General features: G+C 42.4%; 12 protein-coding genes. 5 read left to right on the top strand and 7 right to left on the bottom strand.

Translation table 11 applies throughout. The annotated features are described in order from the left end of the window. The first annotated feature begins 10 nt into the window (after window positions 1–10). On the top strand, window positions 11–388 hold the full coding sequence (locus AACW75_RS05185) for a hypothetical protein (protein ID WP_145569630.1): 378 nt from the start codon (window positions 11–13) through the stop codon (window positions 386–388). A 68-nt stretch (window positions 389–456) separates the two neighbouring features. On the opposite strand, the gene AACW75_RS05180 is transcribed toward AACW75_RS05185, so the two are convergent. From AACW75_RS05180 to AACW75_RS05160, 5 genes are all read right to left on the bottom strand, one after another. Beyond that, complete coding sequence (locus tag AACW75_RS05180) at window positions 457–933, bottom strand: hypothetical protein (RefSeq protein ID WP_145569632.1); 477 nt, start codon at window positions 931–933, stop codon at window positions 457–459. After that, window positions 920–1,750, bottom strand: a complete 831-nt coding sequence (locus AACW75_RS05175) for a winged helix-turn-helix domain-containing protein (RefSeq protein WP_145569634.1) — start codon at window positions 1,748–1,750, stop codon at window positions 920–922. The genes AACW75_RS05180 and AACW75_RS05175 overlap by 14 nt, the downstream gene beginning before the upstream one ends. 403 nt (window positions 1,751–2,153) lie before the next feature. Beyond that, window positions 2,154–3,776 (bottom strand): phosphoethanolamine transferase, encoded by a 1,623-nt coding sequence (locus tag AACW75_RS05170; protein WP_145569636.1) that lies wholly within the window; start codon window positions 3,774–3,776, stop codon window positions 2,154–2,156. Window positions 3,777–4,009: 233 nt separating this feature from the next. Continuing rightward, window positions 4,010–4,594 carry a porin family protein gene (locus tag AACW75_RS05165; RefSeq protein ID WP_145569638.1) on the bottom strand — a complete coding sequence of 195 codons (585 nt, stop codon included), beginning with the start codon at window positions 4,592–4,594 and terminating at the stop codon, window positions 4,010–4,012. A gap of 227 nt (window positions 4,595–4,821) precedes the next feature. Next, window positions 4,822–5,397, bottom strand: a complete 576-nt coding sequence (locus AACW75_RS05160) for a porin family protein (protein ID WP_102445535.1) — start codon at window positions 5,395–5,397, stop codon at window positions 4,822–4,824. Between the two features lie 351 nt (window positions 5,398–5,748). Here AACW75_RS05160 and AACW75_RS05155 point away from each other — a divergent pair, with 351 nt between their 5' ends. Beyond that, entirely contained in the window at window positions 5,749–6,288 is a 540-nt protein-coding gene (locus AACW75_RS05155; protein ID WP_145569640.1) for a hydrolase, read from the top strand. Here the strand turns inward: AACW75_RS05155 and AACW75_RS05150 are convergent. Together AACW75_RS05150 and AACW75_RS05145 are read right to left on the bottom strand one after the other, a co-directional pair. After that, window positions 6,285–7,148 carry a MurR/RpiR family transcriptional regulator gene (locus tag AACW75_RS05150; RefSeq protein ID WP_102551894.1) on the bottom strand — a complete coding sequence of 288 codons (864 nt, stop codon included), beginning with the start codon at window positions 7,146–7,148 and terminating at the stop codon, window positions 6,285–6,287. The two genes, AACW75_RS05155 and AACW75_RS05150, sit on opposite strands and share 4 nt — an antisense overlap. Before the next feature lie 161 nt (window positions 7,149–7,309). Continuing rightward, window positions 7,310–8,584: an amino acid deaminase gene (locus AACW75_RS05145; RefSeq protein ID WP_237297648.1), complete on the bottom strand. Its 1,275-nt coding sequence runs from the start codon at window positions 8,582–8,584 to the stop codon at window positions 7,310–7,312. A 176-nt stretch (window positions 8,585–8,760) separates the two neighbouring features. Here AACW75_RS05145 and AACW75_RS05140 point away from each other — a divergent pair, with 176 nt between their 5' ends. The 3 genes from AACW75_RS05140 to AACW75_RS05130 all read left to right on the top strand — a co-directional run bounded on the left by AACW75_RS05140 (window position 8,761) and on the right by AACW75_RS05130 (window position 12,428). Next, complete coding sequence (locus tag AACW75_RS05140; protein ID WP_135454141.1) at window positions 8,761–10,194, top strand: N-acyl-D-amino-acid deacylase family protein; 1,434 nt, start codon at window positions 8,761–8,763, stop codon at window positions 10,192–10,194. 121 nt (window positions 10,195–10,315) lie between these two features. Further along, window positions 10,316–10,708: a RidA family protein gene (locus AACW75_RS05135; RefSeq protein WP_004732497.1), complete on the top strand. Its 393-nt coding sequence runs from the start codon at window positions 10,316–10,318 to the stop codon at window positions 10,706–10,708. A gap of 205 nt (window positions 10,709–10,913) precedes the next feature. Next, on the top strand, window positions 10,914–12,428 hold the full coding sequence (locus AACW75_RS05130) for a sodium:solute symporter family protein (protein WP_237297647.1): 1,515 nt from the start codon (window positions 10,914–10,916) through the stop codon (window positions 12,426–12,428). Window positions 12,429–12,436 lie beyond the last annotated feature (8 nt).

Genomic DNA, 12,436 nt, shown 5'->3' with positions numbered 1-12,436 from the left:
ACAGGAGTTCATGTTGAAAAAGTTGCGAGAGATAGTATTCAAAACCTTGGTCGAAAACCTAGGAGTACCCGCGAACATGTTATCAAGAATCGAGGGTAATCAACCTATTGCTATTGAGTTGATCGATGGAGAAGAGATTTTTATTTCACTGAATGAAAAGAGTATTCAAGCGTTCGTGGAAATACCTTTACGTGATCGACGTGTCTTGGCTCTCAAAGCATCAAAACTAGTCGAATTACTGATGTCTGATGAGCAGGTATTTATGAACACCACTAAAGATAAACTTATTATGGTCTCAGAGTGGGAGGTCAATGCCGCGAGTGTAGAAAGGCAGTTGGCCGACAAACTGACGCTATTTAACAAAGCGGTGCATTGCATAAAGATATAGACGTTCATTAAACGTTATTGTGGAAAAATTGTTTAGCCTGTACATGGATGTCATGATTGTGAAGTATCTTAGTGTCGCTCCAAAGCAAGAATCTGGCCACCATTAATAAAACTTATTAAAATAAGGTAGTTTTCACTTCGGTGTTTTATTTCAATCAAGTTTCGGTTGGGTAGATACCGTTCTGCGCTATAAAAACTGTTTATGATCGGTGTCTCAGGTAGGCGTTTATTTCCAATGAAATTAGAGGTATGTTCAGTGAAACTCATACTGTAAATATTTTCACTGAGCGATAAATACGTTCCTTTTTTTTTTGTTTCGAAATACAATTTTTCGTTATTTGGAGTAATTTCTTCAACGACTGATTTCATTTCGAATTTGTTATCATCGAAGTAGATTTGTGACTTACTACGGCCGCAGTAGTCGCTTGCAACATCTTCGACTCGGTAATCTATATCATAAGCAACGCCAGGAGTGTCACTGAAACCGTAGATAATGAAGAGTAAAACATTGAGGAAAGCGACAAGGAATAAACTAATTGAAAGCATGACTTACCTCATCGACTAATAGTTTTACGACTTGCTTATTTTCAAAGCCTTTTTCTAATAAAATTAATTTATTAGTGATTTTACCCTGCTGATCTACGATAGCAAAAGAGAGGTTCTCTTTTAACAATAAGACATCAATTCTTTGTGGCTTCATTTTATTTTTATCTAGCCAACAATCTATTTCTTTGCCTGCTTCTAAAGCGAACTCTGTATTGTCCGAATAGATTGTTGTTGCCCCTTGTGCAAAGCTTATTTTTGGATATTTAGTTGTTTTTTGTTTGATTAATATCAGCTTGTAAACCTTATATGACAAATTAGCAGTCGAGACTAAAAGTAAGCTCAGTATTGTTAGTTTAAACCCACAACTGAGGTTATTTGTACAGTTTAGCCACCGCTTAAGTCGAGGTATGTTGTTTTTCTGTATTTCTTTTATTAATTGAGGCTCTTTTTGAAGTGGTTCTATGTAGCTATCAACAGAAAGGCTTTCATTACTGATCTTGTGAACAATAGATTCATCTAGTACGTAGCCGATTTTTGGGACGGTTTTTAACCATTTTTGTTCTTTGCCGTTGTCGCCTAATAACGTTCGTATGTTACGAATCGATTGGGTTAGTGAACTATCCGAAACGATTTTTCCCGGCCATCCTTTTTCCAATAGCGATTCTTTAGAAACGATCTTTCCTGCATGAAAGCACAACTCTTTGAGAGTTAATAAATCATGTGTACCTATTCGCAGCTGTTGATTGGTTTTTGAGTCAAGAATAAACAGAGAGTCCTCGATTAAAACGAACTGCTTGACTTTAAAGGCTCTCGTCACTTTGTGTTTCCTTCAGTGATATAGTGAAAGAAACTTGCTTCTTGGTGATATTCTGTAATGGGATCAAGTGACGAATACATAGCGTTTTTCGCTGATTCGTTAAACATGCAAATATTAATAAACATTAAACTAGATATCAAATGTTCTTCAAGCGGCAACTATACCTCAAATTGAGCTGTTGTTAACCTAATAAGTATAATTGATCACCTTGCCCTTTATAGGTTGAATCAAAGGTTTTGAGTCGCTTTCTATGTCACTTCAATCGTGACTTTACTGCATACTATTTAAGTTCTCCTACCGTTCCCTGTGAGACTGGTGTGAGTCAAACGACAGTTTTAGATTAGATAGAAAGCAAAAAGGGGCTCATACAATGAGCCCCTTAAAAATCAGCATTTGAAGAGAACTACCGACATGGTGCGAAGATATCTTGTTCCTCTCGGTATTCTTTGGTTTGCACGTCCATCAAGCCAAGTAAGGAGTCGAACAGGTTGTCGTGCGAAAAGCTCTGTTCCTTTCCTTCTTTACGCAAGCACGTTTCATTGATCCCTTTCTCTGTAGCAAAGCCATCAGACATCCATAGAATCATTGGTACGTGAGTCTGCTCTTTTGGTGCCAGTGAGTAGGGCATGCCATGCAAGTAGACGCCGTTTTCTCCTAAAGACTCTCCATGATCGGAGATATACATTAACGCCACGTTGTATGTATCGGTGAGTTTTTCAAGTTTTTGAATAGCCTGTGAGAGAAAGAAATCCGTGTACAAAATAGTGTTGTCGTAGGTGTTGACGACTTGCTCTTTGGTACAGTTTTCGATGTCAGAACGTGGGCAATCTGGCATAAACTTCCTATGTTCTTCAGGATAACGCTCATAGTAAGTTGGGCCGTGAGAACCGGAAATATGATAGAAAAGGATGTTATTTTGCGTGAGACCTTGAGTATCTTGTTCGAAGTTCTCTAGCATGGCTGTGTCGTAACACACCTCTTTATTACACAAAGGGTCGCTGTCTTTGGCAACCAGTGTCATCTCTTTAATTTGATGTGCGACAGCTTTATCCCCACCATCGTGCTCTCGCCAGATAGAGTGAATCCCCGCGCGATTCATAATGTCGACTACGTTATCTTGGTTATAAGCCCTGTCTCGGTCGTAGTTGCTGCGATTCATGTTAGAAAACATACACGGCACAGAAACCGCAGTGGCAGTTCCACACGACTGAACATCAGAGAAAAATATCGGGTTGTAAGGCTTGGTATGAGCATTGGTTTCTTTCTCATAGCCATAATATTGGTAGTTATACACACGCGCTGTTTCTCCAAGAACAAACACCAATAGCGTTGGTTTAGTTGCTTGTTTAGCTTCCGGTTTTAGCTGCGCGTCTAAGCCGATCTCTTGGTAAGGAATCGGTTTTTTTATGTAAGTATTGTTAATGTATTTTGCAGTTGAAGCGACGTATTCGGTCGGAATGATCATCTTTTTAAGGTGAGAGTTGTTACGACCAATCGAGACATAATCTTTGTAAAATAACCCTGCAATAATCGCGATTACGATCAATGAACTTAACAGACCGATACTTTTCCAAATAGCAAAATCTTTCCAAGATTCCCTCTTAAGGTTTGTGAATAAAAGCATAAGTGATGGGAGACCACCCATTAGAACAAACCATAAAATCGAATACAGACTTAGATAACTTGCTGCTTCTCCGCTGTTGGTTTCAAAAACGTTTTCTATCATTCCATAGTCAACAAAAATGCCATAGCTGAACATGCTATAGCTGACTAAAGAGGAAGTAAGCAGTAATAAGATGAAAAAGGCTTTGGCGAATATCGGCCAGTTAAAAACTTGAAAGATAAAGTTGAATGCAGCGAGAAAGAAAAAGGGAATTGAGATTATGAACCCAATACTCTCCGCTTTTGAGGCGCTCAGAATGTTGAATAGTTCGCGCGAAATAGGCAGGTTAATGACAAATAGGTAATACACAGCCAGCACGAAAGGGAGTTTGTTTATCGACATATTTAAGCGTGGTAGATTCATCGTAGTTGAGTTCCTGCGTCTCTTATTCCTTTATTTTAGTCTCGCTACCAAGAAAGCTCTAATATCAACGCATAAATCTCAATTAGGCGTGACGAGCGATAAACTGGTTAAAGTGAAATGACGCGGTAGGGCGTGTAGAAACAAAAAATTCACTTTACTGAGTGACCTTCATGACAAGGTGGAACAGCAAAGTGAATTAGTATGTTCAGCTTATTCTATGTGGTTCAATCACATTAGAAGTTGTATGAACCACCGAAGCTAATGCTGTTGAAGGCAAGTGTTTTGTCTTCAGTTTTCAATGAACTGTTGTTGCCAATGTAGTAGTTCTCAACACTCACAGCGTCTGCTTGAGAAATTAGGCGCAATGTTAGATGTTCGATTGGCGTGTATTCAACACCAACACCAAAGTGGAAACCAGTACCGCTATCGTCATCGTAACCCGCGCTCTTGTTTGCGTTTAGGTCAACAGAGCTTAAACCAGCCAATACGAATGGGCGGATTGTGTTGTCGAATGTGTAACCTAGGTTTGCTGACACAGAAATAGACGTCGGTTCCAGTTTTGCAGCCCCTTTTTTGTAGTCAGCGTAATCATTGTAGCCAAGCTCAACACCAATGATGCGGTTGAATTGGTAGCCGCCGTATAGGTTGTAGCCCATGCCATCTGAATCTAAACTACCTTGACCATCGGTATCAGAATCTTGGTAGATACTAAGACCACCACCAATGTAAGCACCGCCGTCAGTACCTGCTGCTAAAGCTGGAAGAGAAACTGCGCTGATTAAACCCAGTGCTAATGCTGATTTCGTTATCTTGTTCATTTTTCTTACTCACTCTTTAATGTCATGCCAGTATCAATTATTTTTGTTTTGCGACCTTTCGACCGTTGATGACCATTATTCCGTAGTCTTGTATGTATTACTGTATGGCTTTGTAAGTTGAATCGTTACATAGATAAAAAAATTCACTTTACTGAGTTACCTTTAAGACAAGGTGGTACAGCAAAGTGAATGAGTATATTCAGCTTATTCTATGTGGTTCAATTACATTAGAAGTCGTATGAACCACCGAAGCTAACACTGTTGAATGCTAGTGTATGGTCGTCGCTTTTGAGTGAACCATTACTATAGGAATAGTTGTCTTCTACACTTACCGCATCCGCTTGAGAAATCAGGCGAAGTGTTAGGTGTTCAACCGGTGTGTATTCAACACCAACGCCAAAGTGGAAACCTGTACCACTATCATCATCGTATCCTGCAGCGCTATTTGCATTGAGGTCGACAGAGCTTAAACCTGCTAACACAAATGGGCGAATAGTGTTATCGAACGTATAACCGAGGTTTGCTGATACAGAAATAGACGTTGGTGAAAGTTTGTCTGTGCTGTTTTTGTAGTCTGCATAATCGTTATAGCCAAGTTCCACGCCAACGATACGGTTGAATTGGTAACCGCCGTATAGGTTATAGCCCATGCCGCTAGAATCTAAGCTTGGCGCGCCATCTGTATCCGAACCTTGATAGACACTAAGTCCGCCACCTACATACGCACCGCCATCTGTGCCTGCTGCAAAAGTTGGAAGTGAAACTAAACCGATTAATCCGAGTGCTAATGCTGATTTTTTCATGATGATACCTTGTTAATTCATCCTGTGATGAAAATCACGGTATCGCTGTTTTTTGATTTATAAAACCCTCACAAATGAAACCTATCTTTTCATTGATAGTGCGATTGTATGTACTCCTAGAGTTTTCAAGCATTAACGGAGTTTTTGTTGGTTATATCGTTTATAAATAAAATTCATATATTGACAAATAGTTAAATTTGCTAAATAAAACGATGTTTTTTATGGTCTGGGTAGAATTGCATTTATCTAACCTATTGAAAAATAAGGCTAAACCAATAAGATTAACATCATATTGTAGTATTTATTGGTTTGAGTCAGAGAGTTGATTCTAGTGATAACAAGGAGAGTTGGATGTTAAACAGAGCAAACACAGGTTTGGTGGTTGTGGACGTACAAGGCAAGCTCGCACGCCTTGTTGATGAGAGCGATATACTGATCTCTAACTGTGGAAAGTTGATTGAGGGTGCGCAGATTTTGGGGCTGCCAATTATTAGCTTAGAACAAAACCCTGAGAAGCTAGGAGCTACGGTCGACGAACTTAATGACCTATTGAGTGATGACAAGCCGATACCGAAATTTACTTTCAACGCGTGTGATGAGCCTAAGTTTGTTGAGGCTGTGCAAGCCAAGGATGTGAAAACTTGGCTGGTGTGTGGCATTGAGGCTCACATTTGTGTCTATCAAACCGCAATGGGTTTGTTGGAACTTGGGTACAAGGTTCAAGTGGTTAGTGATTGTATTAGCTCGCGAACCGCGCTCAACAAGGGTCTGGCAATCCGTCGACTAATGGATGCTGGTATCGAAATCACAGGGTTGGAAATGAGCTTATACGAGCTAGTGAAAGATTGTCGCGCCCCAGATTTTAAGCCCATTCTGTCCTTGATTCGTTAATCACCGAGAGGCTGTCTATCGCCACCGCCTCGGTAAGAATCGAGCGCAACTTTCAAGCGGCGCAGTTTGTCGCGCGAACGGTTCTTGTGATTGACTGCGATTCCCATAGAAAGCACATCCACTAATGCCAACATAGCGTAGCGAGAAGCCGATGGTTTGTAGATGAAGTCGGTTTCCATATGCTTGATGGGTAACAAGATATCGGCAATTTTTGCTAGCGGTGTATCTTGTGGCGTAATCGCGATGATCTTAAGTCCATACTGCTTAGCTAGCTCTGCGGTTTCAGTGATCACGGGCGTAAAGCCTGTCGCTGAAATCATCACCATCACGTCATTGGCATCGGCTGTAGCGGCAACCATACGTGACATCAAGCCATCGTTGTACGACACCACTGGGTAGCCCAATCGGAACAGCCGGTGTTGCAGTTCTTGTGAGGCGATAGTCGAGCCGCCACCCATGCCGATAGCAATGATCTGCCTGGCGTTATGCAGCCAGCTGACTGCGGTTTCAACGTCTTGCTCTTTGAACAGAGTTCGGTTGATATCTAGGCTCTGCTTGATTGATTCGTAGATACCTTGATAGCCCGTTTGGTCAACAGGTTCGAGGATAAAGCGCTGGCCAACGGTTAGTGTCTGAGCCAACTTAATCTTCATATCACGTACGTTGCTGCAGCCGATCGCCTTAGCAAAACGCGTAATGGTGGCTTCGCTCACTTGAGCACCTTCAGCAAGTTCTGTGATACTGGCATTGGCAGCAAAATTAATGTCATCCATGATCAGCTTGGCGACTTTCTTTTCTGCATCACGAAGAACAGGAAAACGCTCTGTTATCTGTGAAATGATATCTACTTCTAAACTCAAGAATCCTGATCCTTTGTTGATGGGGCTAATCGTATTGCTTAGTTTTTAAGAACCTAGCTCTTAAAAACCAAGCCATTTAGCACTAATCCATTTAAAACTAAGCCTTAGCCCCGTTAGTATATCTTATTGCTTCGTTGATTCTAGCTTATTGAAAAATCGACCTAGAAACAGGTTTCCACCCATTTGGTCACCTGATGTTCGTCATCGCTGATAGCAATGTAGCGCCATTTGTCGAAGGTTAAACACGGGTGTGAGGTCGAGAAAGCAATCATGTCGCCCACTTCAATTTCAGAAGAGCCATCGGTTTCAACAAAGGTATGCTGGTCCATCACGGCAGTAGAGGTTAAGCCTTTCACTGAGATAGCTTCGCCATTGCGATAGCCACGCTCAGCAATTGGTAAGCCTGCATCAAAGGCCACATCACGCTTGCCTAGCCCAACCACTAATTTGGTCGGCTCTGGACGAGAGATAACATAAGCCCACACCTCAAGTGCCGATTCTAAATCACCACCCAATTCGCACGCATAACCTTGGTTTACTTGGGCACGTTGCAACACCTTGCTTTGTGCGTCTAGGTAGATCCCAGTATCGTGAATGGCATAACAACCCGGGCGGATAATAGCCAAGTAATCGGTTAGGTTCGCCAAGCATTCTGCCACCACATCATACCAAGCAGAACCTGCGCCAGTGATGATAGGTTGTCCTGCAATTAGACCATCTGATGCAAGGCTTTCGACCGAAGTGAGTGCCTGATTTAGGAAGGTACGAATATCTTGTTCGGCATTGTCACCGTGAATCACACCTTCATACACCTCAATACCTGCCAGCGAAAGGGCCGGTGTGTCTTGGATAGTTTGAGCCAGTTCTAGAACTTCTTGTGGCGAACGACACCCACAGCGACCACCCGGTACACCAAACTCGATCAGTACCTTTAGCGTTTGCTTTGTATTGGCGAAATATTGGTTAAGTTGCTGCACGTTTACTGATGAATCCACACAACAATAGAAATCGACATCAAACTCGCGAATAAGTTGTTCGATGACCGCCATGTTGGTTTTACCTACCAATTGGTTGGCCATGATGATTCGTTTCGCACCCGCCATTGCGGCAACTTCTGCCTGTGCAGGCGTTGCTACTGTTATGCCCCAAGCGCCATTTTCTAGCTGTTGGCGGAAAAAAGCAGGAGTCATGGAGGTTTTGCCGTGTGGCGACAATTTAACCTGATGATGATCGGCGAATGATTGCATCCAATTCAGGTTATTGGTCAATGCCGATTGTTTGATAACTGCAACCGGAAGTGAAACATCTTCATCAACCAGTCGATAAATACCGTTCTCAGATTGTGATATTGCTCTCCCTTTTTGGCCTTTTTCAGTCAAGATAAAACTATCGTTTTGATACTTTATAACATCTTTTTGTGTCGAGTTATGTTTCATTGCTGATTCCTAACATGATTTAAGTTGTTGTTATTTAATGTTTAAATATATCCACAATCTGTTTTGTGGTAGAAACTATCACACAAATTAAAATATTATGTGTGTTTTGTCACTGAAAATAATCGGCTGAATTTCTAATATAGCTCCATCAACACAGTGGATTGAGAGAGTGAAAAATGTTGTTCGATACGATAATTAAAAATGTAGAGGTGTTTGACGGCACCGGCGAACAATCGTTTTGTGCCGATGTAGCAATCCGAGATGGAAAAATAGCCGAAATTGGTCAAATCGATCACGAAGATTGTGGCCAGTTGGTTGAGGGAGCAGGCTTAGCATTGGCTCCTGGTTTTATCGATGTACACACACATGACGATACCAATGTAATTCGTTACCCAGACTGCCTGCCTAAGATCAGCCAAGGTGTCACAACCGTGATTGTTGGCAACTGCGGTATCAGCGCATCGCCAACCATTTTGGCTGGTGACCCACCTGACCCAATGAATCTTTTAGGCGCTCAGGCTGATTTCAAATACCCAACTTTTTCAGCGTATGCACAAGCGGTAGAGCAAGCTCAACCAGCAGTAAACGTCGCAGCATTAGTCGGCCATACTACATTGCGTAACCAAGTGATGGACGACTTACAACGCACAGCAAACGAAGACGAAATTGCAGCGATGCAGACCAATCTTGATTTGGCGATGGCGCAAGGCGCATTAGGTTTGAGCTCTGGTTTGGCTTACGCAAGCGCGAAACAAGCGAATGCCAACGAAGTGATGCAGTTAGCGAAAGTGCTTTCTGGCCATGGCGGCATCTATACCACGCATATGCGTACCGAATTTGAAGAGATCTTAAGCGCGATGGAAGAGGCGTTTGAGACGGGACAATACGCGAAAGTGCCGGTTGTTATCTCCCACCTTAAATGTGCAGGTGCGGGGAACTGGGGTCGAACCGTTGAAGTACTCGACTTAATGGACAAGGTTTCTGAGCACCAAGATGTGTCTTGCGACTGCTACCCATACTCAGCGAGCTCTTCGACATTAGATTTGAAACAAGTGACCGACGATTTCGACATCTTCATTACTTGGTCTGAATCAAAACCAGAACACGCAGGCAAAACGCTGAAGCAGATTGCTGATGAAATGAATCTACCTCTGATGGACGCAGCAAAAGCGCTTCAACCAGCGGGCGCGGTTTATCACTGCATGGATGAGAACGACGTAAAGCGTGTATTGAAATACAAACTGACCATGGTGGGTTCAGACGGTTTACCTAATGACCCGCATCCACACCCAAGATTGTGGGGCACTTTCCCGAAAGTACTAGGTCACTATTGCCGAGATGAAAAACTGTTCTCGTTGCCAGAAGCGATTCACAAGATGACCGGAATGTCGGCTCAGCGTTACAACTTAGCCGGCCGAGGCGAAGTTCGCTGTGGTGCTTTTGCCGATTTAGTTTTATTTGATCCAAAGAATATTAAAGACACAGCAACATTTGAAAATCCTATTTCAGTTGCACAAGGAATAGAAAGTGTATTTGTAAATGGTGAGTTAACTTACCAGCAAGGAAAAGTAAGAAATAATCGTTCAGGCGTTTTTATTTACCGAAACTAGAATTTAAATTATTTATTAAATTCAGATGGCTATAAAAATGGCGAATTAATTTAAATATATTGGAATAGAAATTGTTTTATCTGTAAAGCCAATATTATCTATAAATAAGTGGAGTTAAAAAATGACTATTAAACGTTACGGTGTTGAAGGCGGTACAGGTACAGGCGGACAACATTTACCATTTGCACGTGCAACTGAAGCAGGTGGTTTCCTATACGTTTCTGGCCAGACACCGATGACAGATGGTGAAGTGGTTGAGGGTGGCATTGTTGACCAGTCTCGCCTAGCGATCCAAAACTGTGTCGATATCATGACTGAAGCGGGTTACGGCCTAGAAGACGTAATGCACGTAAAGGTTGTGCTAACGGATTCTCGTTACTTCCAATCTTTTAATAAAGTATTCAAAGAGTTCTTCGGTGCTAACCCACCGGCTCGTATCTGCATGGTTTGCGACTTAGTTGTAGACGTGAAGGTTGAAGTGGATGTGACTTGCTACCGCGCCGATCGCGGATAGTAATAACCTAATCACAATTACCTACTTAGAGAGTATTAGGGGTTAGTTATCCCTGTTATTATCCTTTAATACTCTCACCCTACATTTATAAAAATTACTTTAATTAAAAAAGATAAAATCAATAAATTAATTATATGAAATATAAAATGAATGAATCATAAATAAAGTTCAGGAATGAACTCAATATTTCACTGAGAGGTGTCAAATGAACAGCACACTTTTTCTTACAGGCTTCGGCGTGTACGTATTATTTTTAATTTGGTTAGGCTGGTTTGTCTCGCGTAATCAAAAATCTGGCGAAGATTTCTTATTAGGTGGCCGTGGCCTACCTATGTTCTTAGTACTTGGTACAACAGTAGCGACGATGGTTGGTACGGGTTCAAGTATGGGTGCGGTTGGCTTCGGCTACGCAAATGGCTGGGCAGGTGCACTGTACGGCATTGGTGGTGCGATAGGCATCCTATTACTTGCACTTTGGTTTGCTCCGGTTCGTAAATTGAACTTCATGACCATGAGTGAAGAGCTGGCTTACTATGTTGGCGCTAACCGCATCGTGAAAAACGTTGTAGGTGTACTGATCTTTGTCGCTTCAATTGGTTGGTTAGGCGCACACATTCTAGGTGGCGGCATGTACTTAGCGTGGATTGCAGACATCGATCTCAACCTAGCGAAAATCATTATTGCTGCGGCATTCACTATTTACGTGGTGATCGGTGGTTACACAGCCGTTGTGTGGACAGATACCATTCAAGCTATCATCCTTTTTGCTGGCTTCATCTTGATGGCGGTAATGTCAGTTGATTACATCGGCGGCATGGATAACCTTTACGCTGCCATGGAGCCTGCTGCTACGAGCTTTTTAGCAATCGATAAACTGGGTCTTCTGCCTGCTGTGTCTCTGGCTGTGGTTATTGGTGTGGGTGTACTAGCGACGCCTTCATTCCGTCAACGTATCTACTCGGGTAAAGATGTATCAACCGTTCGTCGCTCATTTGTTGCATCGGGTGTGTTGTATCTTTTCTTCTCAATCATCCCTGCAATCATTGGTATGGCAGCACATGCCATTGATCCATCATTGGATAATCCGAACTACTCGTTCCCTTATGTTGCAGCAACGGTTCTTCCGGTTGGTGTTGGCATGATTGTTCTTATCGCGGGTCTTTCTGCAACCATGTCGAGCGCAAGTTCAGATGCGATAGCTGGTGTGTCTATCTTACTGCGTGATGTTTACGTGATGTTCACTGGCCGCGTACCAAACAAAGAGTCAATGGTGAACTATTCTCGCTTGGCATTAATTGTGGTGATTGGTTTTGCACTGTTGTTCGCATTAACCTCAAACGACATCATTGGCTACATCACGAAAATGATTTCAACTGTAATGTCGGGCATGTTTGTGTGCGGTATGTTGGGTAGATTCTGGAAACGTTACAACTGGCAGGGGGCTCTTGCTACGCTAGCGGGTGCATCTGTGGCTTCATTTATTGTAATGCTAAATGCAGACTACACGGCTTTCTGGGGCAACCCTGTGATTCCTTCTTGTCTAGTCGCTCTAACGGCTGGTGTGCTGGTAAGCCTATGTACTCCGGCTAACCAAGTGACACCAGAAATGGCGAAAGCAATTCTTGATGACGAGCGCGCTCTGATGGAAATGGAATTGTCAGATTCAGGTGTGCTTGAAGAAGAAGCGTCTTCTCAACGTCCTGCTAATCAAACAAGCTAATCTAAAAC

Origin of the sequence: Vibrio sp. L3-7 (assembly GCF_963898195.1) — a bacterium.
Classification (GTDB): Bacteria; Pseudomonadota; Gammaproteobacteria; order Enterobacterales; family Vibrionaceae; genus Vibrio; species Vibrio echinoideorum.
The sequence above is the reverse complement of the archived record's forward strand: the minus strand, read 5'-3'. Positions and strand labels throughout refer to the sequence as shown.

What these genes read in the sequence shown, in the direction of transcription:
- AACW75_RS05185 (WP_145569630.1), top strand. Translation starts at nt 11, where the DNA reads ATGTTGAAAAAGTTGCGAGAGATAGTATTCAAAACCTTGGTCGAAAAC.
- AACW75_RS05180 (WP_145569632.1), bottom strand. Translation starts at nt 933, where the DNA reads ATGCTTTCAATTAGTTTATTCCTTGTCGCTTTCCTCAATGTTTTACTC.
- AACW75_RS05170 (WP_145569636.1), bottom strand. Translation starts at nt 3,776, where the DNA reads ATGAATCTACCACGCTTAAATATGTCGATAAACAAACTCCCTTTCGTG.
- AACW75_RS05165 (WP_145569638.1), bottom strand. Translation starts at nt 4,594, where the DNA reads ATGAACAAGATAACGAAATCAGCATTAGCACTGGGTTTAATCAGCGCA.
- AACW75_RS05160 (WP_102445535.1), bottom strand. Translation starts at nt 5,397, where the DNA reads ATGAAAAAATCAGCATTAGCACTCGGATTAATCGGTTTAGTTTCACTT.
- AACW75_RS05155 (WP_145569640.1), top strand. Translation starts at nt 5,749, where the DNA reads ATGTTAAACAGAGCAAACACAGGTTTGGTGGTTGTGGACGTACAAGGC.
- AACW75_RS05145 (WP_237297648.1), bottom strand. Translation starts at nt 8,584, where the DNA reads ATGAAACATAACTCGACACAAAAAGATGTTATAAAGTATCAAAACGAT.
- AACW75_RS05140 (WP_135454141.1), top strand. Translation starts at nt 8,761, where the DNA reads ATGTTGTTCGATACGATAATTAAAAATGTAGAGGTGTTTGACGGCACC.
- AACW75_RS05135 (WP_004732497.1), top strand. Translation starts at nt 10,316, where the DNA reads ATGACTATTAAACGTTACGGTGTTGAAGGCGGTACAGGTACAGGCGGA.
- AACW75_RS05130 (WP_237297647.1), top strand. Translation starts at nt 10,914, where the DNA reads ATGAACAGCACACTTTTTCTTACAGGCTTCGGCGTGTACGTATTATTT.